Here is a 26,167-nt window from a genome sequence, read left to right on the forward strand (position 1 = left end):
TTATTCATTTAACCAATTGTCTCTCTCTTTTAACAAATTAGCTAAATATTTTTGTATCAAATTTTTAATCATGATAAATCTAAAAAATATTTTTTGTTTTATCGAATATTTTGATTTTTCTCCAGCCGATGAAATATTGCCACCATGTCGTCTATAGCTAATCAGCTTATCTTCTATAAAATATGTCTTACCATATATTTCTCCTATAAGCCCTATCCACCAATCATGCATAGGTAAATCTTTTGGAAAAGGTAAAGACTTTTCTAATATTTTTTGATTAAAAGCCATTGTACATCCAAGGAAAGAATTTTTCATTAGATTTTTAAAAAATCCACTTTTTGAATTATTAATTTCATAAAATGATTCTTTTACAATACTACTATTTTTATCAATTATATCTGCATCACTTAGAACTAAATCATAATTTTGCATATATTCTTTAATCTTTTCTATCTTGTTTTTTTTCCAAACATCATCTTGATCAGCTAATATAATTATCTTTCCATCTGCATACTTTAAAGCATTTTCAAAATTAAAAATTGGAGATTTGAAGTTTTGATTTTCTAATATCTTAATTCTTTTATCATTATAAGATTTTATAATTTCAACAGTCTTATCAGTAGAACTATCATCAGAAATAACTACTTCATCATATTCACTTAATTGAGAAAGAATAGAGTCTAGTTGCTCTTTAATATATTTTTGACCATTCCATGTAGCTATACAAACTGATATATTAATAATCATTGAAAAAATCTTTTAATTCTATTATAATATGGATGTATAAGTAATAGTAATGAAGCTCTTAGCCTACTGCAGTTATTGAACATTAGATCTACAGCTATTTTTTGCTTAAAATGATTTAGATTTGAAGATATACCTCCTAAATCAAAGATAGCTATAGGATTGTTTACTTTAACCCATTTTTTATTTTTAGATAGCATAAAAAACAGATAATCCGAAATTGTAACACCTTTAGCAACAACATATAATCCAAATTCTTTATGTAAATATTTTTTATAAAATAAAGATTGATGAATAATTCTACTTTTTTTGATATCACATACAAAAGTTTTCCCATTTGAGAAAATTGTATCCGAATATATAAAATCAGCTTGATAGATAATATTTTTTTGAAATGTACTTTTTAAAGTGTTTTTATCATAAAATTTATCTCCAACATTCATAAAATTAATCCACTCACCAAAAGACAAACATATCCCCTTATTCATAGCATCATAAATTCCATTATCTTTTTCACTTACCCAATAATCAATTTTATCTTCGTATTTTTTGATAATATCCAATGTCCCATCCGTCGAACCGCCGTCAATGATGATATACTCAACATTATCATACGTTTGGTTGATAACACTTTGTATGGTCTCTTCAAGATGCCTTTCCCCGTTATAAACAACCGTAATAACAGAAATAAGCGGCTTATTTTCATATGTTTTTTTTAACAAACCTTTTGTACGAAGCCCTCCCTCACCTTGACGATTTTCACCTTCAGGCAAGAACAAGACACTCTCAAATTTTTTTTCTAAACTATGCTCATCTGCCATATTGATTTCTCATTTCTTCATTAATTAACCTATCAAGCACCTCAAAAAAAGAATCGTTATAATCCCACTCTAAAAATATTTTTGCTTTTGTATTGTCTCCGTAAATCTCTTCAATTTCATTAGGACGAAACAAACTCTTATCTTCAACAATCAATTGTCTATCAAGCTTTAATTGATAAAAAACATACTCGACGATATCTCGTAATAAAACCGATTTTCCTGAACAAATGATGAAATCATCGGCATAAGGTGATTGAAGAATTTTCCACATAGCTTCAACATATTTTGGCGCGTACCCAAAATCTCTTTTAACATTCAAATTACCGACGATTAATTTATCTAATTTGTTATTTTTAATGGCAAGAGCATCTTGAATCACCTTTTTAATAAAAAAATTACTACTTCTTAAAAATGATTCATGGTTAAACAAGACACCGTTACATGTAAATAATTGATACGATTCTCGATAGGTTTTGATCATAAAATACGAAGCCATTTTTGAAACCGCATACGGACTTACGGGATTCATCGGCGTTTCAATCGTTATCGGCATTTGAAGAACTCTTCCGTAAATTGTTTTCATACTAAAACACTTTCATATATCTTTTTTGTTTGCTCTGCTGTTTGCTGCCAAGAAAATTTTTTTAATCTCTCGTACCCTTTAAGGATTAAATCGTTTCTCAAATGAGTATCTTCTAAAACCTTTAAAAGCACATTTTGGATAGATGCTTCACTGTAAGGATCAAAATAACACGCAGCTTCTCCTGCAATCTCGGGCAAAGAGCTTGTATCGCTACAAAGAAGTGGACAGCCACATGCAAAAGACTCTAGAATAGGAATGCCAAAACCCTCGTAAAGTGATGGAAAGATAAAAGCCAAAGCATTTTTATAAAAATGAGCCAAGATATCATCGTTCAAGTCATACCGTGATATTTGCCTTACAATGTCTAAAGTGGAAAGAAGTTGCATCTCTTCACTGGTAAATTTACTGCCCCCAGCGCACAAAATAAAAAGCTCTCTATCTTGATGTAATATTTCTGAAATACTTTTTATAAATCTCTCAAAATTTTTATAGCCACCACGAGATCCTACAAACAATATGTATTTTTTTGGAATATCAAAATTTATTTGAATCTCTGGCTTAGGAAACAATGAATTACCATGATATACCACTTCTATTTTAGATTCATCCGTACCAAAAAATTCCATCAAATCCTTTTTGGTACTTTGTGATATCGCTATAACTTTAGCTGCTTTTTCAACAAGCAATCTTTTATTGTGAGTTGTTTTATCGGTAGCAGAAAACATCTCACTAAATTTTTCATGAATCATGTCATGGACAATGAGGACAAAAGGTTTATCACCAATATAATTTAAGAAATAAGGATCATAATAAGTTGGGTGAAAAACATCAAAATTTTGTTTTTTCAGTTCCAAAATTGTGTTTGGCTTATTAATAAGGTTAAAAAACCTATACTTACCTCTAAAATATTTATTTGGCAAGAACTCTATATATTGAACAAAATTTTTATCAGACAAATAATGATTATTGGATACTACTAAAGGCAACTTAGTTTTAACATTTTCTGTTTTATCAAATTCACGAATCAATTCATAAAAGTATCGCGATATTCCTCCATACTTTTGTGTTGTAAATATCTGATGATCATATAAGATTTTCATTTTCTTGTACTCATTTTCAAATAATCTTCCCAAGTTTTACTTTTGAATTGTTTTTGCAAAAACTTATGCAATCCAAATTTGCTAAATTTTAAAATCTTTAACTTCAAATTTGATACTTTTTGCTCTGTCAAAAGGTGTAAACAACCTAAATTAGCATAGTTTAAATTGTATTTTTTAGCTATAAACTGAAATGTTTTAAAACTATAAAAAGAAATATGTTGCCCATAATCCAATCCATAATACCACCAAGCTTCTGGATCTGGAATTGGCTGCGGAAGTAATTCTGTAGAAAAAATGATATTTTTTGAAAACATTAACATTTTTTCTATTTCCTCTAGTGGATTGACAAAATGTTCAAAGCTTTCAAAAGTTGTAATTGCTTCAATTGGTTGTTTATTGTATTCAAATCCTCTAGCAAAAAGATTGGCAGTATATTTATCATCCCAATAAAAATCAAAACCAATATCTCGCATCATTCGAACAAATACGCCATACCCACCAGCATAATCTAAAAATACCTTATTCTTATCAAAAAATAATGCAAGCAGTATGGTTAATTTTTGAGATAAAATAAGATTCCTTTGCATATATCCAGTATCTGAAATATTGATAGATTCAGCATAAGCTTCATTAAGCCAATAAGGCTCTTCAGTTTGAATAAACCCACAATTTTCACAATGAAAATACTTTATGTCATATTTATTTAGTATTTGTGCAGTAAATATTTGTTTTGCTTTTTGATTGCATACCTTACAAATCATTTAAATACTCTTTTAATTTTATGTATGATTCTTTCAAATATTGTTTTTTTCATAAACATTAATTTTGATGTAAACTTATCAGCATCTTTATTTATTTCTACCTGTAAAGGATGATTTTTCAAAATCAACTCATATGAAATTAGTTTTGAAAATTCACTTTCGCTAGTCGTATGCGTCGCATCTGCCCCAAATCCAACATTTGAGATAAGATTTACATTTGGCAAAACAGTGAATTGATTTTGGCTCCATAGCGTAAATGTCCACTGATAGTCCCATGTATCAATTTTTTGTTGCTTCATTTGATCAAATACATTTTTCCAATATTTATTTATATTATTTTCTTTAATTACATTATCTATAAAATTTACATTTTTAAATCCACTTAATGATGCATCATAATTTTTCCATCTATTAGCCCAACTTGCCCAACCCCAAATATGATTGTAAATAGAAAAATAGTAATCTGCATCGCCTCGCTTAATACCGTTTTGAAAATTATCTCCACTAATCATTCCTATTCTCATATCATCCCTATACTTTTCCAACAACTCATCACAAAACCAAAAGAAACTCTGACTTGGCAAACAATCATCTTCCAGAATTATTCCCATTTCTTCATTTGCAAAAAACCAATCTATCGCTCCGCTTACGGCGTACTTACAACCTAAATTTTCTTCGCGAAGAAGTGTTTTAACCTCGCACTCCCAATCTATATTTGACAAGATAAACTCTCGTACAGCTCCTACTTTTTCCACTTCATCTTCTCGCATTTTTCTAGCTCCATCTGAAGCCACATAAAACCGTGGAGGTTTTGCTTTACGAATAGCTTCAAAAACTTGCTTTGTTGTATCAAGACGATTAAAAACCAAAAACAAAACTGCTGTTTTTAAAGGGTGAGGAGGAGTAAACTCTACTTGTAAATTATTAGTCATTTTTATTTCCAATTATTTTTTCTTTGTTCTTCAATGTATTCTTGGATCGTACGTGTCGGTCTCCATCCTAATGCTTCCGTCTTACATGTAAGCACATCCGCCACCATTCTATTGCCTTTTCTCTCCGGTAGCATTTCTATCGTTCCACCGAACATTTGAGCAATTTCAAGGATCGTATACGCATCAGGACTTCCGATACCAAATTCATCTCCATAACCATTTTCACCTACAAGCACCAGTCCGTCGATAATATCGTCAATGTGTGTAAAGTTCCTTTTTTGCGTCCCCGGACTTACAATCGTAAGGCTCTGTTTATTTTTCATTTTTTCTTTAAACAATGCTATCAACGTGGCGTATTTACCGTTTGCAATTTCGCGAGGTCCATACACATTGTAAAAGTACGTAATGGCATAAGGCACGTTATACCAAGCCCCATAATTCTGTACGAGTTCCGTATTACTTGCTTTTGTCCAAGCATATGGACTTGCACTTCTACCCAACCCTCCATCGCCAAATTTTGTACTGCTCCCCGCATAGAGTATTTTACAGCCTACTTTTCGCACAAATTCTAAGACGGCAAACGTTCCGTCTTTATTATAATCCCAAACTTTTTCCATATCATCAAAGCTTTGTTCTACTCTTGAATATTCTCCGAGATGGTAAACCATATCAGGCGAAAACGGTATAAGCTTAGCAATATCTTTCGTATTTCCTTGAATATAGGTCACATTAGGAACATGATTTAATTCACTCCCTGTAAAGTAATTATCCAGACTATAAACTTCATAATTCTGATTTTGAGAAAGTCTTTCACATAAATGCGAACCTACAAAGCCTGCCCCACCTGTTACTAGTATCTTCTTTTTCAATTTATTTTTATCCTTTTAAAATATGTATTGGGAAAAAACACATTGTTTTCATTTTTAATTGATGGGATAAGTCTTTATCAAAAAAGTCATATATATAATTTGCTGTACATTGCCCTAAAAGTGTTGCGATAGCTGAACCATTAATTCCATATTTAGGTATAAAAATCAAATTTAATAGCACATTTAAAATTGCGCCCAAGAGTGTTCTATAAAATGACTTTTTAGTCAAATTTTCTACGGTCAGATACCCGCTAAATGCTATTCCTAGAAACACAAATACCCCAGTCCAAATATGTATCATCAATACACTTCCAGCTTGATTATATTTTCCTCCATAGAGTATCTCTACTACCCAGTCACTTAGAAATGTCATAGGAAATGCAATAGCGATAGCCATCCATACCATCAAATCATAAAGCTTTTGAAGTCTAGCATAGTAAAGCTCTTCACTTTTGGCTTTAGCATTGATGATAGCAGGGAAAAGTGAAGAGGATATGACCATCGGGATAAAATACCAAAGTTCACTTATGCGCACCGCAGCAGCATATTGCCCTACTGCTTCGGCATCCATCATTTCCATTATCATAACTTGATCGATTCTCATATAGATAGCGATAACCATATTACTTAGTATTAATGGCCAAGAGTCTCTTAATAAATTAATGGCAATTGATTTATTAAACGTTAAATTTTGAATATTAAATTTTGAATTATTCTTAATGTAATAGTAACTAAATCCACAAGCAAGAACAAAACTATCAAGAAGTACTGTCCAAGCAAAAGCTACCAATGGAGCTTCATTTAGGATAAGGACTATCTTAACCGTACTCGAAAAAAATAAACTTATGACATTGGCAAATACGACATATTGGCTCATAACTTTTGATTGAAAGTAAAAATCCACGACATTGAAAGATTGAAACACTGTCGCACTTGCTACGATAAAAACGATGATATTTGTGGAATAGTCATTTGATGTGAAGTTTACTGCAATTCCAAGTATAAGTAGCACTGCAATAGCTCCAATGAATTTAAGCCAAAAAGCCGTACCAATAAGTTCATCTCTTCTATTTGTATCTTTGACTAACTCTCGCACAACGATGCCATCAAGTCCTAAGGTTGCAATGGCAGAAAACAATCCTACGAAACTTTGAGCATATGAAAAAAGTCCAAATTGTTCAGGACCCAAATAGCGTGCAACCCAAACACCAACAACAAGACCAACAAACATTCGCAACACTTTTTCAGCAAGAAGCCATGAAGTATTCTTGAAATACTTCATAAATCCTTGATGCGTTTTAAGTGCTTTTATTTTTCTTATCATCTTTGCTTCAAAAACCATGCATACGCTTTTTTTATTCCTTCCTCCAATTCCATCTTATGTTTCCATCCCAAAGCATTCAGCTTTGAAGGGTCTGTACGCTTGAGCATCGTTCCATCCGGTTTTGACGTATTGTAAACAAGTTTCCCTTCATACCCAACAATCTTTTGGATTAATTCTGCTAATTCTTGAATGCTAATATCTTCTCCCGTTCCGATATTAATGTGCGTATTACGAATCTCTTTTTTATCGCCGATCAGATCTTTAAAATCAACGTTTTCCATAAGAAATACGCATGCGTCCGCCATATCTTCGGAGTAGAGAAACTCTCTTCGCGGTTTTCCGCTTCCCCATATCTCGACTTCCTTATCGTGATTCACTTTGGCTTCGTGAATTTTTCGAATGAGTGCAGGAAGAACATGCGACGTTTCAAGATCGAAGTTATCGTTAGGTCCGTAAAGATTCGTAGGCATCACGGAGATGAAGTTGGTACCGTATTGAAGATTGTAACTCTCGCACATTTTAATACCGGCAATTTTCGCTATCGCGTAAGGCTCATTCGTATATTCAAGCTCACTCGTGAGTAAAGAGTCTTCCTTCATCGGCTGCGGTGCGTTTTTGGGGTAAATGCACGTAGAGCCTAAAAAGAGCAATTTTTTAACGCCGTGAACATAACTTTGGTAAATCACGTTATTTTGCACGGCTAAATTTTCATAGATAAAATCGGCTCGATAGGTATTGTTGGCTACGATACCTCCGACTTTAGCAGCTGCTAGAAAAACATACTCGGGCTTTTCCTTTTCAAAAAACTCTTGCACGTCTTTTTGACATGTAAGATCAAGTTCTCCGTGCGTTTTACCGATAATATTGGTATACCCCTTGGCTGTAAGGCTTTTGACAATTGCGCTTCCGACAAGTCCACGGTGTCCCGCAACATAGATTTTGGACGTTTTATTCATCATCTTACTCAAAATAACTCATAATTTTATAGCCGCCTTCTTTGAGATAAACATCTTTGGTCATCAATTTAAGATCACTTTTCATCATATCATTGACCAAATCCTCAAGGTTGTGCTCCCTCGTCCATCCTAACTTTTGCTCTGCTTTACTGGGGTCGCCTAAAAGCAGATCCACTTCAGTCGGTCTAAAATAGCGAGGATCAACTGCTACCACCTCTTTCCCGATTTCAACTTGGTAAAGCGGATTGGAACATGCTTTGACGATACCGACTTCCTTCACGCCAACACCCTTAAACTCAAGCTCGATACCGCAATAGCCAAACGCCATACGTACAAAATCACGCACCATCGTCGTTTGCCCAGTAGCGATCACCCAGTCTTCCGGCTCTTCTGCTTGAAGAATCATCCACATCATTTTGACGTAATCTTTAGCATGTCCCCAGTCCCGTTTAGCATCTAAGTTCCCAAGGTAGAGCTTATCTTGAAGTCCTAAAGCGATTTTACTAGCCGCTCGCGTGATTTTACGCGTTACGAACGTCTCTCCGCGTACAGGACTTTCATGATTAAATAAAATACCGTTGCAAGCAAACATACCATACGCTTCTCGGTAATTAACAGTAATCCAATAAGCATACATTTTAGCTACGGCATAAGGACTTCTTGGATAAAACGGTGTGGTCTCGCTCTGTGGGGTTTCTTGCACTTTACCGTAAAGTTCAGACGTACTCGCTTGATAGATTTTTGTCTTTTTCTCTAAGCCTAAAAGACGCACCGCCTCTAAGATACGAAGCGTTCCTGTGCCATCCGCATTGGCTACGTATTCAGGCGTTTCAAATGAAACAGCCACGTGACTCATCGCCGCAAGATTATAGATCTCATCAGGCTGTGTCTCTTGGATGATACGCGTTAAATTCATACTATCGGTCATATCGCCGTGATGAAGGATAAGATTTCTATTTTCGACATGGGGGTCTTGGTAAAGATGATCGATTCTATCCGTATTAAAAAGCGAACTTCTTCGTTTAAGACCGTGAACAATATACCCTTTTTTAAGCAAAAATTCTGCTAAATAGCTTCCGTCTTGTCCCGTAATACCTGTAATCAGTGCTACTTTTTGATTCATACATTTTCCCTTTTATAATCATCTTCTATTCTTACAATATCATCTTCACCCGTGTAACTGCCCACTTGCGCTTCAATCAGAATCAGTGGAATTTTACCTTGATTTTCAAGGCGGTGAATCTCACCTGCTTTAATATAGGTCGACTCATTTTCTCTCACAAGAAACGTCTTTTCTTCGACTTGAACCGTGGCTGTTCCACTCACAACGATCCAATGTTCATTGCGGTGGAAATGCTTTTGAAGGCTCAGCCTCTTACCGGGTTTGACCATAATTTTTTTAATTTTATAGCCTAATTTATCTTCTAATACCGTAAAAGTTCCCCAAGGACGATGCGTCGTTTTATGCGTTGTGGTAAGTTCAACATGCTCTTTTTTAAGTCGTCCCACAATCTCTTTGACTTTTTGAGAACTCCCTTTTTGGCTAATCAAGAGGGCATCTTCGGTGTCAATCACAATCAAATCATGCACATCAATCAAGCTTACATGTTTAGGAGAGATAACAAAATTATTACTTCCATCATTGTCGAGTTCTTGGCAAAGCGCATCGAAACTTCCCACATCACTCCAGCCTATATCACTGGGTATCACTTTCACTTTTTGGCTTTTTTCCATCACCGCGTAATCAATGCTATCTTCAGGAATACAGAGCATATCTTCATGAAGAATACGAATCATCCCATCACTCTTAGCATTTTCATACGCTGTTTTACATGTAAGAAAAATTTGCGGTGCATACGCTTCAAGTTCGCTCAAAAAAACACCTGCCTTAAAGCAAAACATGCCACTGTTCCAGTAGTAATTACCCGCTTTAAGATAGGCTTCTGCCGTTTTACAATCAGGCTTTTCATGAAAGGCTTTGACATCGATGCCACTTGCTTCAATGTATCCAAACCCTGTCTCGGCAAAGGTGGGCTTAATGCCAAACGTCACTAAAAAACCCTCTTTGGCTAGCATTTCAGCTTCTTGAATCGCTTTGATATAGGCTATGTGGTCTTTAATCAGATGATCGCTTGGGGTGACCAACACGATCTCTTCTTGGTTTAAAGCCATACACGCAAGTGCAATAGCAGGAGCGGTATTACGACCAATAGGTTCAAGTAAGTAGCGATTATGAACGGTTCCAAGTTCTTCCAGTTGATCGAGTGCTAAAAAGTATTGCTCGCTATTAGAGACAATAAACTGTTCATCGCAAAGCGTACTATTGCGCTCAATCGTCAACTGAAAAAGTGATTTATGTTCAAACAATTTTACAAATTGCTTGGGCATCAATGTACGGCTAAGCGGCCAAAGTCGTGTACCACTTCCGCCACAGAGTATTAAGTTAATCAACGCTTTTCCTTTTAATCTTTTCCAAATAGATCTCTCGTATACACTTTCGCTTTCACATCGTCAAGCTCAGGCGATAAACGATTTGAGACGATGACATCGCACATTTTTTTGAAAGCATCTAGCTCTTTAATCACACGGGAATTAAAAAACTTCTCCTCTTTTAAAACAGGCTCATACACTACCACTTCAATCCCTTTGGCTTTAATACGTTTCATGACACCTTGAATGGAAGAGGTTCTAAAATTATCACTGCCTGCTTTCATAATGAGACGGTAGATGCCTACGACGTTTGGTTTTTGTTTGATGATGGAACTCGCTATAAAATCTTTACGCGTGCTATTGGAATCAACAATGGCGCGAATAAGATTATTAGGCACCTCATTGTAATTGGCTAAGAGTTGTTTGGTGTCTTTGGGCAGGCAGTAGCCACCGTAGCCAAACGAAGGATTGTTGTAAAAATTCCCAATGCGAGGGTCTAAACAAACACCTTCAATGATCTCCTTGGTGTTTAATCCATGAATTTGCGCGTAGGAGTCAAGCTCATTAAAAAAAGCAACGCGCATGGCAAGATAGGTGTTGGCGAAGAGTTTGATGGCTTCGGCTTCCGTTGATTCGGTAAACTCAATCGCAATATCTTTTTTCAAAGCGCCCTCTACGAGTAATGCTGCGAATTTTTGTGCGCGTTCGCTCTTTTCTCCCACCACAATGCGAGAAGGGTAAAGATTGTCATACAAGGCTTTGCCTTCGCGTAAAAATTCAGGCGCAAAAATAATATTTTGAGTATTAAAACGCTCACGTACATTTTTGGTATACCCCACGGGGATCGTTGATTTGATCACCATCGTTGCGCTTGAATTGTAGGTTAAAATATCTTGAACAACACTCTCGATCGACGCTGTATTAAAATAATTCGTCTCAGGATCGTAGTCTGTGGGTGTTGCGATGATAATAAACTCCGCATTTTGATACGCCTCCTCTTTATCCAGCGTCGCTTTAAAACGAAGCGGTTTTTCTCTCAAGTATTCTTCAATCTCTTTATCTTCAATCGGGGAGATCTTGGCATTGATCATCGCTATTTTTTCAGGAACAATATCAAGGGCAACCACTTCATGATGCTGTGCCAATAAAATACCGTTTGAAAGCCCAACATACCCTGTTCCGACGACGGTTATTTTCACTTACAATCTCCACGTTGGATTTTTGAGGATGCCTTTGACGTCGATTAAGACGTTACTGAGGCGTCGGTACTCCGATTCGGGCAAGGTCACAAACGCTTGGTGACCTACGGCAACGACGATGGCGTCGTATTTTTTATCGTTTTCAAACGGATCGGCAATCAAATCGTAGCCGTAATGTAACTTTGCTTCGGCCGGATCGACCCACGGATCGTAAACATCGACGTTGCATTTGAACGTTTTTAACTCTTCGATAATATCGACGACCTTGGTATTGCGAATATCCGGACAATTTTCTTTAAAGGTCAAGCCCAAAATAAGCACGTTGGCGTCTTTAATTTTCGTATCGTGTTCGATCATCAGCTTAATCGTTTTATCGGCGATGTATTTTCCCATACTGTTGTTGATTTGGCGCGCGCCGAGAATGAGATTGGGTTTATAGCCTAACTCTTCGGCTTTGTACGTTAAATAATACGGATCGACCCCGATGCAATGTCCTCCGACAAGCCCCGGTTTGAGCTTAATAAAATTCCATTTCGTCGCGGCGGCTTCTAAAACTTCATTGGTATCGATTCCCATCGTATTAAAAATAAGCGCTAATTCGTTGATCAACCCGATATTCACGTCTCGTTGGGTGTTTTCGATAACTTTACTCGCTTCGGCGACTTTTATGGAAGAGGCTTTATGCGTTCCGGCGACGATAATGCTACGGTAAAGCGCATCGACTTTTTCGGCAACTTCGGGCGTAGAACCCGAAGTCACTTTTAAAATATGCTTAACCGTATGCGTTTTATCGCCCGGATTGATACGCTCGGGCGAATAACCCGCAAAAAAGTCGCGATTGAACGTTAAGCCCGAAACCTCTTCGAGAACGGGCACGCAAACCTCTTCGGTCACGCCCGGATACACCGTGCTTTCGTAAATGACGATGTCGCCTTTTTTCAAAACTTTTCCCACGCTTTGACTGGCTTTAATCAGAGGCGTTAAATCGGGACGATTGCTTGCGTCGATCGGCGTAGGAACCGTAACGATAAAAATCGTACACGAATGCATATCTTCCAGATTCGTGCTAAAGCTGATGCCGCAACGTAACGCCTCTTTGAGCTCGTCGCTTGTGAGTTCTAAGGTACGATCGTACCCTTGGGAAAGTTCGTCGATACGTGCTTGAAAAATATCGAAGCCGACGACGGGGTATTGCTTAGCAAACTCTGCGGCTAAGGGAAGCCCGACGTAACCCAGACCGATGATTGCAATTTTATCCATAACCACTACCTTTTAAATCTCTTCTTTGATTCTCACGTACACGGGGAAACGCGGTTTTTGATTGGACGTCGTCTCTTTGTATTTGTACGTAATTTTTGTTCCGATCGCCGGAGGATTTTTTCGCTCTTCGTCGCTAAAACCCGAACCGATATCGAAGCGAACGCCTTCGTCGTTTTGACATGTCAGCGAGCCTAAAACTTTTTTGTATTTTCCCTCGCCCGGATGTAGTGCCGTGACGACGCATTCGGCGTCGTAAAAACGTTTCACTTTCAAGGCGTTCGGATCGCGTTTGGCAACGTATTTGGCATCGGGGTTGCGAACGACGACACCCTCGCCGCCGCCTTGTTCAACCTCGCTTAGAAAACGTTGCAAATCGTCGTTGTCTTTACATGTCACTTGTTTTGCGACATGAAGATAATCGGCTTGATTGAGTTTGAGATAATACTCAAGCTTGACCAAACGCTGCACCAAACCGCCGCTTTCCAAAGGAACGTCAAACGCGTAAAAAGCGATCTCCTTCCATCCTTCGTGCGGTTCTTGTTTTTTGACGATCGAGACGATTTTCGAAAATTCTCCGCGCTTGCTCCACAACTCTCCGTCCACCGCAAAAGGCGGAAATCCTTCGGTAAACCACGTCGGAGCCGCAAAAACGACGCCGCCGCGCGAAATCAACTTTTGCCCGTCCCAATAAGCGCGTACGCCGTCCATTTTCTCGCTCATCAACCAGCCTGAAACGTTTTGGTCTTTCCACTCTTCCAAAAGCATCAAATCCGGCTTAGCGGCAAAACAAAAGCAAAGCGATACGAAACAGATAAAAACAACCTTACGCATCGGCACTCTTAATGCGATGCCAACATCTCTTTTGCCTGCGCGATCAACGCATTGAGCTTTTGCTCGTAGAGTTTGGCATGCGCTTGCACGGTCGATTCAAAACGCGTCACCAGTACGGGTGTCGTATTGCTAGCTCTGACCAAACCCCAACCGTCGCTAAAAATCACCCTAACGCCGTCGACGTCGACGATCTCTTTAATCGCCGGAAAATCTTTGGGAGGATTTTTTAAGAGCTCTTTGACTTTTTCGACCAATGGAAATTTGTCGTTTTCGTTGGTTTCGACTTTAAGTTCTTCGGTCGAATAAACGACCGGTAGCTTTGCAATCTCCGCGTCGACGTCAAGACCGTTTTTCACCAATTCGATCATACGAAGGGTCGCGTAAATAGCGTCGTCGTAACCGAAATAGCGGTCGTTGAAGAAAAGATGCCCGCTCACTTCCGCCGCAAAATCCGCACCCGTTTTGGCGATCATCACTTTAAGGTTACTGTGTCCCGTTTTGTACATAATCGCTTTGCCTCTGGCGTTGATGTCGTCGTACATGATTTGCGAGCATTTGACCTCGCCGATCACGGTCGGATTTTTCATCGCACGGGAGAACAAAATCGCCATAATGTCGCCCTTGACGTTGTTTTTCTTCGTGAGAAACGCGATTCTATCGGCGTCGCCGTCGTAAGCGAAGCCTAGAGAAAATTCGCCTTCAAGCTCTTTTTTAATGTCTTTGAGGTTTTTTTCCACCGTGGGGTCTGGATGATGATTCGGGAAGGTGCCGTCGGGATCGGTGAACAAACCTTTACATGTAAAGTTTAAACCTTTGAAAATATCCTGTACGACAACCCCCGCAACGCCGTTACCGCAGTCGTAGACAAACGGCGTGCTAAAGCCTTTGAGATGGTCAAACTCTTGAATCATATAAGCGATATAACGCTCTTTGGCGTTGATAAACGTCGAGCTAAGATCGTCTTCGATCTCCATCTCGTAATTGCGCATAATTTCGGCACCCAAAGCGTAAATATCTTCGCCGAAGAAAGGCTTTTTATCGATCGTCACTTTAAAGCCGTTATACTCGCTCGGGTTGTGAGACCCCGTAATCATAATAGACGCGTTAGGCGTGAGCCCCTCAAACGTTTGAAAATTGCTAAAGTAGTTCACGGGTGTCGCCACGAGTCCCATATTGAGCACTTTACATCCCGCTTTATTTAAACCGCTGGTTAGATTGTCGCATAAAACAGGCGAATGGCTTCGTGCGTCGTAGCCGATCGAAACGACGTTTCCGACCTCTAAAATGCGTTTGCCCAAAAAGTAGCCGATCAATTTAACCGTCTGCTCGTTCAGTTCGTTTGGATAGATACCCCTGATGTCATATTCCCTAAAAATCGTCTTCATCGATGTTCCTTGTACAATTCTTCTTCAATAGCTATGCCGAACACGTCGGTATAGGATTTGTCGTGTTTTAAATTTTCCTGCATTGTAACCAATGCGCGCTGATAATCTTCTATAATGAGATTGCCTTTTAAAAGCTCGTATTTTAAAAACAGCCAATAGGTATTGAGTACGTCGCTTTCGCAATACTCTTTGATTTTGCCGATTTCTCCCGCGTAATAAAGCTCCATCACTTGGTCGCCGTGGACGTCGTATTTTCCCGGAAGTCCCGCCATCGCGCAAACATGATCGAGTTTAAGTCCTCGAACCGCACCGAATTCGCACAAATGATCCATCACGTCCACGTGAAAGCGATCCGAATAGCGTGCGCGGTAATTTTCCCATTTATTTTTGTTTAGCTCTTTGTTTTCCGCTTCAAAATACGCACTACATGTCAGGTTGTATTGCATCGCGCGAAGCATCAAAAGCGGCATATCGAAACTCCGTCCGTTAAAGCTGACCAATTTAGGATTTTTTTGGTTGATAAAATGGAGGAAATTTTTGACCATTTCATGCTCGTTTGCACCCTCGATGCTGCTGACTTTTCGGAACATTCCGAAATCGTCGGCAATCACCGCGGAGACGGCGACGATCTTGTGAAAAGGAAGCGGCAAAAACGAACTTCCGCTTTTTTCTTCTTGCTCTTTCATCGCTATCATCGAGACGCTATAATCGTCTCCTTCGTAGCCTAAAACGTTTCGAATCAGCGCGGCATCGGGAATCGTCTCTATGTCGAAGACGCAGATCATTAAGTCTCTCCTTGGCTCGTTTTAGCTAAAATTTTAGCCTAATTTTACTATGAAAGTGATGAGATGCGAATTTACGTGGAATACGCCGTCGTTAAAAGTGTGCTCTTTTTAGCCAAGCTGCTTCCTATAAGCGCAATTTACGGCTTGTTCAAACTCCTTGCGGCACTTTTTTTCAGACTCGAGCGTCGTAGACGTTCGCTAACGCTTAAAAACCTCGCGTTGGCATTTCCGGAGATGGAAGCCTCCTCCCGTTTAGCGTTGGCAAAAAAAGCATATGCCAGTGTCGGCACGACGCTTGCGGAAGTTTTACTAATGTACCATCGCCGTTTCGATATCGATGCGGCCGTCGAAAACCTCGACGAAGCGCTTGAGGAAATCCACGCACGTTTTTCCGATAATCGTAAAGGCATTTTACTTTTGACCGCGCATTTCGGGAATTGGGAACTCTTAGCCCATTTTCTAGCCAAACACGGTTATCCGATGGTCGTTATCGGACGAAGCGGTAACAACCGTTTGATCGAAAAATATATCACCGCACCGTTTCGAAGCCTCTACGGAAATGCGCTCGCCAACAAAAGCCAAGCGATAAACGCCATTTTACGTACGCTGAAAACCAAAGGTATCGCCGGTATGTTGATCGACCAAAAAGCAAGCGGCGCCAATAGCATCCAAGCCTCTTTTTTCGGACATCCCGCCGATACCGTAAGTTCCACCGCGCTCTTAAAACGACGCTACGATCCGCCCGTCATACCGCTTTTTATGGCACGTCAAGCAAGCGGTCGCTACCGACTGATCATCGGTCGCGACGCCGAACTTTCTTTGAGCGAAGCGTGGGACGAAACGGAAAAAATCGCACGCTTAACCCAACACTACAACGATATTATCGAAGCAGTCGTGAGGGAGTATCCAGAACAGTGGTTTTGGATGCACAATCGTTGGAGGATTCGCCCGTGAGGATTCTCATTTTAAGCGACTCCCGAAAAGGGCATCTCAACCAATCCGTCGCATTTGCCGAATACCTTGAAGCGCATTACGATATTCTTCCCGTTGCCTTTACATGTCGCACGCTGAAACTGCTCTCGTACGTGCTTGATTTTTTCAAAATTTACACGCTTTGGCTTTTTAAAAATCTTGAGCCGTTTCATCAAACCTACGATCTGATCGTCTCGGCAGGCTCTGGAACCTATTATGCGAACAAAACGCTTGCGCGCGCCCTCAACATCAAGTCCGTCACGATGATGCTTCCGCAAGGTTACCGTTACGACTTCGATCTTATTTTTGCACAAGAACACGATCATCCGCCACGACGGACGAACATTGTCGTGCTTCCGGCAAATTTTAGCCGTCCAAGGCCGCAAGGTCTGTTCATGCCGAAAGCTCCGTCTGTAGGTATCGTTATCGGCGGAGACAACGCCCTTTTGAAAATGAACAAAGAACGTCTCAAAAACCAACTCGACGCTATCTTTCAACGCTTTCAAGGCTACGAAATCGCGCTAACGACATCCCCTCGAACCTCCAAAGAGATCGAAGCCTTAGTCGAAAGTTATCCTTTTGCCTACCGCGTCATTTTTTCCCAAACACCTATCAACCCGATCGCCGACTTTTTGGAGCATTGCGAAGTCGTGTTTATCACGATCGACTCCACGTCGATGATCAGTGAAGCGATCGGTTACGGTACGTCTTGCGTTGAAGTGTTGCCGCTCGACGAAGTAAAAAACACTAAATTTTTTGCCATGGCTCAAAACCTTGAGCAAGAAGGATACTTGCACCTGTTTGACGGTACGGTTGCACGCCGCAACCGTAAAATCGACTTTAAACACTTCGCGCAGGAGATCGGTAGATGAAAATCGTCCAACTGCTTCCCGAACTCAACGAAGGCGGCGTGGAGCGCGGCGTCGTCGAACTCTCACGCGAATTGATCAAACGCGGATTTGAAAGCGTCGTCATCAGCAACGGCGGTCGTTTGGTCGAGCGATTAGAGCGTGAAGGAAGCGTACATGTCAAAGTCGACGTCTGCTCGAAAAACCCCTTCAGCGCGCCGTGGCGCATCTTTGTGTTGTACCGTACCCTGAAAAAAATACGCCCCGATCTTTTACATGTCAGAAGCCGCGTACCGGCGTGGATGGTCTTTTTCGCCAATCACTGCTTGCACCTTCCCGTCGTCTCGACCGTTCACGGCTTTAACTCCGTCGGATTTTACAGTTCGATTATGACCAAAACCGATCACGTGATTTGCGTTAGCGGCGCGATCAAAGACTTTATCCAAACACACTACGGCGTTCCCGATGAAAAAATAAGCGTCATCCCGAGGGGTATCGATCTTACGGTTTTTAATCCTTCAACGATCGATCGATCGTTTATCGAAGCGTTTCAAACGCGCTTTGGACTGCACGATCGCTTCGTCGTCTCGACGGTCGGACGCATTACGCAACTCAAAGATTTGGAAACGTTTATCCGAGCCGTTGCGATTCTTAAAAAAGAGATTCCCACCATCGTCGGACTCGTTATCGGAGGTATCCGCGAAGATAAACACGCCTATGCCGCGTCGCTTCAGAGTCTTTGTGCATCGCTGGAACTTGACGATACGGTGTTGTTTTGCGGAAGTTTAAATAACGTAGCGGAGATTTACGCCCTAAGCGACGTTACGCTCAGCTGCTCCAAAAAACCCGAAAGCTTCGGAAGAAGCGTCGCCGAAGCAATCGCCATGAACACGCCGGTCGTCGCCACGCGTCACGGCGGCGTTTTAGACATCGTTCAAGAAGGCGTAAACGGCTACTTTTCCGCCATTGAAGACGCGCAGGATTTGGCGCAAAAAATTCGTCAAGCGCGCATGCTTCGTTTTGACGGACATACGTACATCGCCGAACATTTTACGCTACAAAACATGGTCGAAAAAACCGTAAAGGTTTACCGTTTTGTTGCTTCTTCTTGCCGATAATTATCGATAATCGCAAAAAAAGCAATCGATAAAATCATAAAAAACGACCACCTTCCGCTGGAAAGAACAAAAGAGCTATTGAGCAAAGAAAAGGCATACCATACACCCATACTTCCGATGATCGTAACGGCACCGTGGCGGTACGCTTTTTTGGCAATCGTAAAAAGAAGCGTGAGCGCAAAAACGATACCGACTAAACCTTGCTCGGATAAAATATCCATCCACGGGCTGTGCGTATGCAAGGCTCTGCTTCCTTGTTCGGGGTTGATCTCGTGGCTTTCAAAAGTATCTTGATAATATTCAAACTCTCTTTCGCGAAAATTTTTAAATCCGACGCCTAAAACAGGATTGTCTTTAAACTCCTCAAACGCCGTTTTCCATATGGCGACACGCGTATGCTTTTGGTCTTCAAAAGGGTTTTTGAGCGTTTGCATTCTATCCCACAACTGCGGCGTTGCCGCAATAATACCGCCCGAAGCGATTATTAACGCCGCTAAAACGCCAAATGCCCATTTGCGGTAAGGCGACATCCATGCGATCAACGGCAAGAAAATCGCCATAATAATTAAAGGTCCCCTTGATCCCGATAAAGGCAATAGGACTAAAATACCGATTAACGCCGTAGCATAGAGAAGATAGGTTTTAGGACTTTGTCCCTTAAGTGCTAGCAACGCTCCGAACAATCCTATCCAAAAGGGGAAAATATACGAAAAGACTCTATCGTTTGAAAGCAGATCCGTGATGCGCGATGCTTGTAAAGGCGTACCGAAAAGATTATAGCCAACAGCAAACTGCAACAATCCGTTTAAGACGACAAACAAAATAACATAAACTTGAAAGCGAACAAACGCATGAATTTGCGCTTGCGTCGTCAAAATCGTACGAATAGCCAAGTAAACGCCGCACCACGTCAAAAGCGTTAATACGCCCTTGAGCGTCGAAGCAGGATTGATTGCCCACAGAGCACTTAAAGCCAGATAACCGCACCACGCCGACAAAATCTGAAAAATCGTATCGTTAAAGACGCTCCATCGCTTCGTGCGAATGACGTCGTACAAAAATAAGATCAGCATCAAAACGGCGACGACTTGGTAAATTTTACCGAAGAAAAACGTCACGGACAACAGGTAAAGCAAATACTCTAAAATTTTTGAACGATCCAGCGTCATGGGCTTCCTTAAAAGAGAAATGCCGCATTATACCAAAATCAAAAAACGTTTTTCGTTCACACTTCTTCGTGCTTTAGAGGTTTATAAATGGATTTCGGTTATGCTTTTGCAAATTGACATGTAAGGATATTCATGATTCACTATCTTTTTCGTCACAATAAAGATTACTCGCGTTTTAATATCATCAAACATCTTTTAAAAGACGTTACATGTAAGAATGATATTTTTATCTTATTGCCTTTTTCAAAAAATCAATTTTTAAAGCATTTTTTGAAACGCGACCGCATCGTCAACGATTTTTTTATCTCCAACTACGACACCTACGTCTACGATCGCCGGAAAATCGGCAAATACAATCCTCGTGCATGGTGGAAATACGTTCAAGATTGGGTAAATTTTAGATTTTCAAAGTACCTTCTTTCCGATACGCAGGCACATTTTGAGTACTGGCAAAGCCTTTTTGGACCGTTTAAAGGCCACCATTTCGTTCTTCCCGTTTTAGCGGACACTTCGATTTATTATCCTCTAACGACGCCTTTAGATCACGAGCGTAAACACATTTTATTTTACGGTTCGTTTATTCCGCTTCACGGTATCGACGTTATTTTAAAAGCATTTTCGCTTTTGGAACACGAAGGCGTCGTTTTTCGCGCTACGATCATCGGCAACGGACAAACCTATCCAAAAATGAAAGCGTTATTTGATTCGTTACAACTTCAAAACGTCGACATGAAAGGAGAGTTTATCCCGGAAGAAGCATTAGCAAACGAAATTCGCCGTAGCGATATCGTTTTAGGCATTTTCGGGAACAGCGTCAAAGCGCACAGCGTCGTTCCCAACAAGGCGTACCAAGCTTTAGCCTGCCAAAAAGCCTTAATTACGATGAAATCGGCAACACTCAACGAATTTTTCGGCGAAAACGATATGCTGACATGTAACAATACCCCCGAAGCCTTGGCAGAGGCGATTCGAACGTTAATCTCCAACGACGTTCTGTTAAAAGCATACCAAACCAACGGCTATCGCACGTTTCAAAAACTCACGGAGCAAACCAAACAGCGATTTCAAACGTTTATCGAAGGGATCGATCGCACGCTTTCGCACTCACGCTCAATCGACACAAGAATCAAATAGTTTATGCCTAGACGAAAACAAGGATTATAACCATGAATATTGCCGTTATGAAATTTAGCGCATTAGGAGATATCGCCGCTAGCTTACCCGTACTACGCACATTTCAATATCCTCCTATTATCATTACAACACCCATGGGAAAAGCACTATTGCAAGATGAATTTGATCGTTTTATTCTTTTATCCGATAAAAAAGCTTTAAGCCTTGTAAAGTTGATAAGAACGACAAGAAATCATCGTTTAGATTGGCTGGTCGATTTACAAAATAACGATCGAAGCCGTTTGATAGGATACCTTAGCAAAGCAACACATATTGCCAACCATGATAAAATCGTCTTGACTCAAAATATTAATACGATTTTATACGAAATTGCCGCAAAAACATCGTTAGTTAACGCTTTAGACATGACTTTCGTTCCTAAAGAACATTCTTATATTGTCTTAAACTGCGGTTCAAGTCCCAAATGGACTTCAAAGCGTCTACCCGCGCATAAATGGCATGAAATCAGTGCTATGCTTTACGAGAGATTTCATCTTCCTTTTATTTTAACGGGTGACGTATCGGAAAAGGAATATGTTGAAGAAATATCAAAATCAATCGTTGGGAAAAAAGAAAATATGGCGGGGAAAACGATAATTCAAGATCTCAAAAAAATACTGCATGAAGCTTTTTTGACGATTTCTACCGATTCTGGGCCTATGCATCTATCCGCAGTTCAAAAAACACCGACCATTGGTCTTTTTGGGCCTACCAATTGGCTACGGGCAGCCCCTTATGGACCGTGGTCGACGGCAGTATACGATCAGCATTTTTATGCAAACGATACCCCTCCAATAAAAAGCTCAAGCCGACACGATAATTATTTTAATGACATCCGTATTGACCAAGCACTAGCCAAATTAGCGGAATACCTTAGATAAGTAAGCACTTGATTCACGCACACTTATTTTTCATAAAACTATGCAACCTAAACCGCAAGAATCGTATCAAATCGGGTAAATTTTTGAGCCGCATTATTCTTCGCGAATAGATTTTTTGATTGAGCGTCAACGCTGAGGGCTTGGCATTTTGCACGATTTTATCGATCATCGCTAAAAGATTATACTCTTCCAATACGCGCCTTCTAGCCTCTTTCAGTGCTTCAAAACGCCTTTCATACTCACCTTCGGTTGCAATAATTTCTTTAATTTTCGCGATGGATCCTTCCATATCGTGAATATCGATCGCAATCACGCTCTCCTTAGGAAAATAGTCGTAAACGTTCGGGCATCCGCAATAAATAGGGATACTCCATCCTAAAAAAGCATCGGCCAATTTCTCCGTCCAAACGTCTTTACCGATATGGTTTTCAATCGCAACGTGAAATTCGTATGGATCTAAGGCATCGGCTTTACGCTCAATCCATTTAAAACCTTTGCCGAACCGCTCAAGTTCGCCAATCGACTCTTCCATCTTTTTCGTAAAGGCATAACGCAAACGATGCATCGTATGCCCTTGTTGCTTGTCTGAGCATACGGTGGAGATTTTCTTTGTCTTTTGCGGAGTCGTATCGTCTAAGATTTCATCATAAGATTTTCCGTAAAACCACGTATTCCCCGTTTGCGAACGAAGCGCATTAGGATGCGGTAAAATTTGTGCGTCGTGATGGGTAATCACATACGCAAACTGTCTAGCAAACGCTTCGCCGTAATAGCTAATGGAACTTGGCTCCGTCGTGACCAAAATCGTATGTTCTTTAGGGCAACGTAGAGTCTCGATTTTACGGGGTACGATACGCGCGACATCGTCTAAGACGACCAACCAATCGTAATCATGATCCAGCGGATCAAACGTAAATTGACAGCGACCCCATACGGCTTTACGGGAAGGAGATTGACGGATGAAAGAAAGCTCTTTTCCCGGTTGACTCCCTCTTTCGGTTAACTTGACTCGAATCAAGCGTTCCATAACAACCCCAATGCTATCAACGAACGGTATCGTCGATCGCTTGGCATAGAATATGCCCGATCAAAATGTGCATCTCTTGGATGCGCGGCGTATCGTCGCTCGGAACGATCATATTGACGTCGCAAAATTCGCTCATCACGCCGCCGTCGCGTCCGCTGAGTCCTATCGTCTTGCATCCCATATTGCGAGCCAGACTGAGCGCGCGCACGACGTTTTTGCTGTGTCCGCTGGTTGATATACCGATGAGCACGTCGCCCTTTTGCGCCAAAGCTTCGACTTGACGATCGAAAATACGATCAAACCCGTAATCGTTTCCTACCGCCGTTAAAACCGACGTATCGGTCGTTAAAGCAAGCCCCGCAAGCCCGCGTCGCTCCGTTTTATAGCGTCCGCTCAGTTCGGCGGCGATATGTTGCGCGTCAGCAGCACTTCCTCCGTTACCGCAAAGCATAATTTTATGACCGTTTTTTAAAGCTTCGCTCATAATAATCGAAGCGGTATAGATATGACTTTGCAACGTCGAAAGCGTTGCCTCGACAACCGCTTGATGCGCTTTTATTTCGGTGTAAATCATCTCCATCATGCGTTTCGTATCCTTTCTATCGTCTTCGTCGTACTTTTGCCCTCGATAAAGCTTACCAATCGTACTTCCTTGGCGATGTCGCTTCCCACGACCTCTTTACCTTCATAATCCGCCCCTTTAACCAGTATATCGGGTTTGATAGCGGCAATAAGCTCTAAAGGCGTGTCTTCTTCGAAAGGAACGACGTAACTGACCGATTCCAATCCCGCTAACAGGTACGCGCGATCTTCCCATGGGTTAATCGGACGGCTTTTTCCTTTTAAACGCTGAATCGAATCGTCCGAATTTAACCCTACGATCAACAGATCGCCGAAGCTTTTAGCCACTTCGAGGTACTTCACATGCCCTACATGTAAGATGTCGAAACAACCGTTGGTAAAAACGATCGTGCGGTGTTTTTGCTCGGCAAGAATGCGGAGGATCTGCTCTTTCGTTTTCAGCTTACTTTGCGCGCTCGTGCGGCAAAACGTATGCTCGTAGGCTTCGATTTCATCGAAATTCACCGTAGCACTTCCGAGTTTTCCGACGACTACGGCGGCGGCTTTGTTGGCAAACGATGCGGCTTCTTGAATACTTAAATCGCAGGCAAGCGCATAGCCGAGTGCGGCTAAGACCGTATCTCCCGCACCGGTGACGTCGTAGACTTCACGCGCGACGGTGGGCATTTTCATAAACGTCTCGCCAAACAGTGCCATACCGTCTTCGGAAAGCGTAATCACGGCATACTCAAGATTCAAACTCTCTTTGAGCAACATGCCTGCTTTTTGTAAACTCTCATCATCGACGATGGCGATTTTCGTCGCAAGGCTCGCCTCTTTTTTATTGGGCGTCACCAGCGTTGCACCGGCATATTTGCGATAATCGTCGCCTTTTGGATCCACCAAAATCAACTTACTCTTTGCTCGTGCAAGCGCAATAACGTGACATGTAAGGGCTTCCGTTAAAACCCCTTTACCGTAATCGGAAAGCAAAACGAGATCGACATGGGGAAGCATTTTTTCATAATGAGATACTAGCGCCTCGATCGACGTTTGGCTAATCGGTTCTTTGGATTCGCTGTCATACCGTACGACGTGTTGATGCGACGCAATCACGCGGCTTTTTTTGCCGGTTTTTCGCCCGACTTCTCGAACGATGCCTCCAACGTCGGCACCGGAAATTTCAAGCATGCGTACCAGCTCTTCGGCGTTTTCGTCTTGACCGACGACGCTTAAAACGCCGACGTTTGCGCCTAAGCTTAAAAGATTATTGACCACGTTTCCGGCACCGCCTAAAACGGTGCTCTCTTTTTGAATGTCCACGACTTGCACCGGAGCTTCGGGTGAAATGCGTTCGCATTTTCCCCAAAGGTAATGATCCAACATCACGTCGCCGATGACCAAAATAGTCGGACGATACGTTCGTAATTTATCCACGTTTGACTTCACTTTCATAAATGCGTTGTATTTCGGGAGCATACGCTTTGATGCCCTCTTCCAAGCTCACGCTCGGCCGGTAACCCAAATCCTGACATGTCAAAGCAATATCCGCTTGCGTATGCATCTGATACGCTCCGACATAAGGATTTTCAAAATAGTCCGTGCCTAAGGAAGTACCGAGCTCTTGTTGCAAGGTATCGGCAATCTCTTGAAAACTACGCGGATTTCCCGTTCCGACATTGTAAACGCCGCATTTGCCGCAAAGCGCGGCTTTAAGATTGGCTTGAATGACGTCGTCGATGTAGATAAAATCGCGTTGGATCGCTTCCGATCCGTAAAAAAGACGCGGTTTATTACCGCTTAAAATTTGAAGACCGAGTTGCAACGCCATCGACGCCGTTTTGTGTTTAAAGTACTCTCTTGGACCGTAAACGTTAAAATACCAAAGCCCTACAACGGACATTTTTGGATGCAATACGCAAAATGCTCGTGCGGTATGTTCCATGGCAAGTTTGCTAAAACCGTACACGTTTTGGGGTCGCTCGTATCCGATGCGTTGAGGAGAAGGAGCATCGCCGTACGTTGCGGCACTGGAAGCGTAGACTATGACCGCACCGCTTTGATGGGCCAGTTCCAAAATATGCTTAAAAGCATTGACGTTGGTTTGGATCATCATCCCTTGATCGAGCACGGTCGTATCGGAAATCGCCGCTTCGTGAAAGATATAATCAAAGCGGTACGCAACCAGTTTCGCAATCGCCGCTTCATCGTTAATATCGCCGCTAATCACTTCGCCTTGAAATCCGATCAGGTTTTTAAAATGCCCGAAACTCTTCAAATGACCGTTGGAAAACGTCGCTTCGCTTCGGAAACAATCAAAGACGACGACCTTACATGTCGGAAAGTTTTCTTGAAAATAAAAAGCGAGGTTACTGCCGATAAATCCAGCACCGCCCGTAATTAAAACCGTTTTATGATGAAAATCGACCATAAAAAAC

Annotated in this window: 26 protein-coding genes; 5 read left to right on the forward strand and 21 right to left on the reverse strand. The window is 41.1% G+C overall.

Annotated features, from left to right (window positions below; genetic code table 11):
• The 16 genes from OA34_RS08155 to OA34_RS08230 are packed head-to-tail and all read right to left on the reverse strand — an operon-like array spanning window position 1 to window position 15,980.
• Window positions 1–747, reverse strand: a complete 747-nt coding sequence (locus tag OA34_RS08155) for a glycosyltransferase family 2 protein (RefSeq protein ID WP_039674231.1) — start codon at window positions 745–747, stop codon at window positions 1–3.
• Window positions 744–1,565, reverse strand: coding sequence for a glycosyltransferase family 2 protein (locus OA34_RS08160; RefSeq protein WP_286682927.1), 822 nt, complete (start codon window positions 1,563–1,565; stop codon window positions 744–746). Before OA34_RS08160 ends, OA34_RS08155 begins: the two co-directional genes overlap by 4 nt.
• Window positions 1,555–2,148: a GDP-mannose 4,6-dehydratase gene (locus OA34_RS08165; RefSeq protein WP_286682928.1), complete on the reverse strand. Its 594-nt coding sequence runs from the start codon at window positions 2,146–2,148 to the stop codon at window positions 1,555–1,557. Before OA34_RS08165 ends, OA34_RS08160 begins: the two co-directional genes overlap by 11 nt.
• Entirely contained in the window at window positions 2,145–3,248 is a 1,104-nt protein-coding gene (locus OA34_RS08170) for a glycosyltransferase family 4 protein (RefSeq protein WP_039674233.1), read from the reverse strand. Before OA34_RS08170 ends, OA34_RS08165 begins: the two co-directional genes overlap by 4 nt.
• The gene (locus tag OA34_RS08175; protein ID WP_039674235.1) at window positions 3,245–4,009 is read right to left on the reverse strand and encodes a class I SAM-dependent methyltransferase; all 765 of its coding nucleotides are present in this window, start codon (window positions 4,007–4,009) and stop codon (window positions 3,245–3,247) included. The genes OA34_RS08170 and OA34_RS08175 overlap by 4 nt, the downstream gene beginning before the upstream one ends.
• On the reverse strand, window positions 4,006–4,953 hold the full coding sequence (locus OA34_RS08180) for a hypothetical protein (RefSeq protein WP_286682929.1): 948 nt from the start codon (window positions 4,951–4,953) through the stop codon (window positions 4,006–4,008). The genes OA34_RS08175 and OA34_RS08180 overlap by 4 nt, the downstream gene beginning before the upstream one ends.
• Window positions 4,944–5,810, reverse strand: a complete 867-nt coding sequence (locus OA34_RS08185) for an NAD-dependent epimerase/dehydratase family protein (RefSeq protein ID WP_039674237.1) — start codon at window positions 5,808–5,810, stop codon at window positions 4,944–4,946. The genes OA34_RS08180 and OA34_RS08185 overlap by 10 nt, the downstream gene beginning before the upstream one ends.
• A 7-nt stretch (window positions 5,811–5,817) precedes the next feature.
• Window positions 5,818–7,152 carry a flippase gene (locus OA34_RS08190; protein ID WP_286682930.1) on the reverse strand — a complete coding sequence of 445 codons (1,335 nt, stop codon included), beginning with the start codon at window positions 7,150–7,152 and terminating at the stop codon, window positions 5,818–5,820.
• On the reverse strand, window positions 7,131–8,090 hold the full coding sequence (locus tag OA34_RS08195; RefSeq protein ID WP_039674329.1) for a GDP-L-fucose synthase family protein: 960 nt from the start codon (window positions 8,088–8,090) through the stop codon (window positions 7,131–7,133). The genes OA34_RS08190 and OA34_RS08195 overlap by 22 nt, the downstream gene beginning before the upstream one ends.
• A 4-nt stretch (window positions 8,091–8,094) precedes the next feature.
• Window positions 8,095–9,213, reverse strand: a complete 1,119-nt coding sequence (gmd, locus tag OA34_RS08200) for a GDP-mannose 4,6-dehydratase (RefSeq protein ID WP_039674239.1) — start codon at window positions 9,211–9,213, stop codon at window positions 8,095–8,097.
• Window positions 9,210–10,541, reverse strand: coding sequence for a mannose-1-phosphate guanylyltransferase/mannose-6-phosphate isomerase (locus OA34_RS08205; RefSeq protein WP_039674241.1), 1,332 nt, complete (start codon window positions 10,539–10,541; stop codon window positions 9,210–9,212). The genes gmd and OA34_RS08205 overlap by 4 nt, the downstream gene beginning before the upstream one ends.
• An 11-nt stretch (window positions 10,542–10,552) precedes the next feature.
• A complete protein-coding gene (locus OA34_RS08210; protein ID WP_039674242.1) occupies window positions 10,553–11,719 on the reverse strand; it encodes a nucleotide sugar dehydrogenase in 1,167 nt (388 codons plus the stop codon).
• Window positions 11,720–12,979 (reverse strand): nucleotide sugar dehydrogenase, encoded by a 1,260-nt coding sequence (locus OA34_RS08215; RefSeq protein WP_039674244.1) that lies wholly within the window; start codon window positions 12,977–12,979, stop codon window positions 11,720–11,722.
• Between the two features lie 12 nt (window positions 12,980–12,991).
• A complete protein-coding gene (locus OA34_RS08220) occupies window positions 12,992–13,810 on the reverse strand; it encodes a DNA ligase (protein WP_039674246.1) in 819 nt (272 codons plus the stop codon).
• A gap of 8 nt (window positions 13,811–13,818) precedes the next feature.
• On the reverse strand, window positions 13,819–15,195 hold the full coding sequence (locus tag OA34_RS08225; protein ID WP_039674248.1) for a phosphomannomutase/phosphoglucomutase: 1,377 nt from the start codon (window positions 15,193–15,195) through the stop codon (window positions 13,819–13,821).
• On the reverse strand, window positions 15,192–15,980 hold the full coding sequence (locus OA34_RS08230) for a 3'-5' exonuclease (protein WP_039674250.1): 789 nt from the start codon (window positions 15,978–15,980) through the stop codon (window positions 15,192–15,194). The genes OA34_RS08225 and OA34_RS08230 overlap by 4 nt, the downstream gene beginning before the upstream one ends.
• Before the next feature lie 63 nt (window positions 15,981–16,043).
• Here OA34_RS08230 and OA34_RS08235 point away from each other — a divergent pair, with 63 nt between their 5' ends.
• The 3 genes from OA34_RS08235 to OA34_RS08245 are packed head-to-tail and all read left to right on the forward strand — an operon-like array spanning window position 16,044 to window position 18,918.
• Entirely contained in the window at window positions 16,044–16,934 is an 891-nt protein-coding gene (locus OA34_RS08235; protein WP_039674252.1) for a lysophospholipid acyltransferase family protein, read from the forward strand.
• Entirely contained in the window at window positions 16,931–17,824 is an 894-nt protein-coding gene (locus OA34_RS08240; RefSeq protein ID WP_039674254.1) for an ELM1/GtrOC1 family putative glycosyltransferase, read from the forward strand. The genes OA34_RS08235 and OA34_RS08240 overlap by 4 nt, the downstream gene beginning before the upstream one ends.
• Window positions 17,821–18,918 carry a glycosyltransferase family 4 protein gene (locus OA34_RS08245; RefSeq protein WP_039674256.1) on the forward strand — a complete coding sequence of 366 codons (1,098 nt, stop codon included), beginning with the start codon at window positions 17,821–17,823 and terminating at the stop codon, window positions 18,916–18,918. Before OA34_RS08240 ends, OA34_RS08245 begins: the two co-directional genes overlap by 4 nt.
• Here the strand turns inward: OA34_RS08245 and OA34_RS08250 are convergent.
• A complete protein-coding gene (locus OA34_RS08250) occupies window positions 18,888–20,087 on the reverse strand; it encodes an O-antigen ligase family protein (RefSeq protein ID WP_039674258.1) in 1,200 nt (399 codons plus the stop codon). The two genes, OA34_RS08245 and OA34_RS08250, sit on opposite strands and share 31 nt — an antisense overlap.
• 132 nt (window positions 20,088–20,219) lie before the next feature.
• Here OA34_RS08250 and OA34_RS13690 point away from each other — a divergent pair, with 132 nt between their 5' ends.
• Both OA34_RS13690 and OA34_RS08260 read left to right on the forward strand, forming a co-directional pair.
• The gene (locus OA34_RS13690) at window positions 20,220–21,221 is read left to right on the forward strand and encodes a glycosyltransferase (protein WP_286682931.1); all 1,002 of its coding nucleotides are present in this window, start codon (window positions 20,220–20,222) and stop codon (window positions 21,219–21,221) included.
• A 32-nt stretch (window positions 21,222–21,253) separates the two neighbouring features.
• Complete coding sequence (locus OA34_RS08260) at window positions 21,254–22,141, forward strand: glycosyltransferase family 9 protein (RefSeq protein WP_039674259.1); 888 nt, start codon at window positions 21,254–21,256, stop codon at window positions 22,139–22,141.
• 13 nt (window positions 22,142–22,154) lie between these two features.
• Here OA34_RS08260 and OA34_RS08265 read toward each other — a convergent pair whose 3' ends face one another.
• Genes OA34_RS08265 through rfaD form a run of 4 tightly spaced genes read right to left on the reverse strand, consistent with a single transcriptional unit; the run spans window position 22,155 to window position 26,160 of the window.
• Window positions 22,155–23,168, reverse strand: a complete 1,014-nt coding sequence (locus tag OA34_RS08265; RefSeq protein WP_286682932.1) for a glycosyltransferase family 10 domain-containing protein — start codon at window positions 23,166–23,168, stop codon at window positions 22,155–22,157.
• Between the two features lie 16 nt (window positions 23,169–23,184).
• Window positions 23,185–23,751: a D-sedoheptulose 7-phosphate isomerase gene (gene gmhA, locus OA34_RS08270; RefSeq protein ID WP_039674261.1), complete on the reverse strand. Its 567-nt coding sequence runs from the start codon at window positions 23,749–23,751 to the stop codon at window positions 23,185–23,187.
• On the reverse strand, window positions 23,748–25,166 hold the full coding sequence (gene rfaE1, locus OA34_RS08275; protein ID WP_039674263.1) for a D-glycero-beta-D-manno-heptose-7-phosphate kinase: 1,419 nt from the start codon (window positions 25,164–25,166) through the stop codon (window positions 23,748–23,750). Before rfaE1 ends, gmhA begins: the two co-directional genes overlap by 4 nt.
• A complete protein-coding gene (gene rfaD, locus OA34_RS08280; protein WP_286682933.1) occupies window positions 25,159–26,160 on the reverse strand; it encodes an ADP-glyceromanno-heptose 6-epimerase in 1,002 nt (333 codons plus the stop codon). The genes rfaE1 and rfaD overlap by 8 nt, the downstream gene beginning before the upstream one ends.
• Window positions 26,161–26,167: the final 7 nt, after the last annotated feature.

Source organism: Sulfurospirillum sp. MES, assembly GCF_000789415.1.
GTDB classification, from domain to species: domain Bacteria; phylum Campylobacterota; class Campylobacteria; order Campylobacterales; family Sulfurospirillaceae; genus Sulfurospirillum; species Sulfurospirillum cavolei.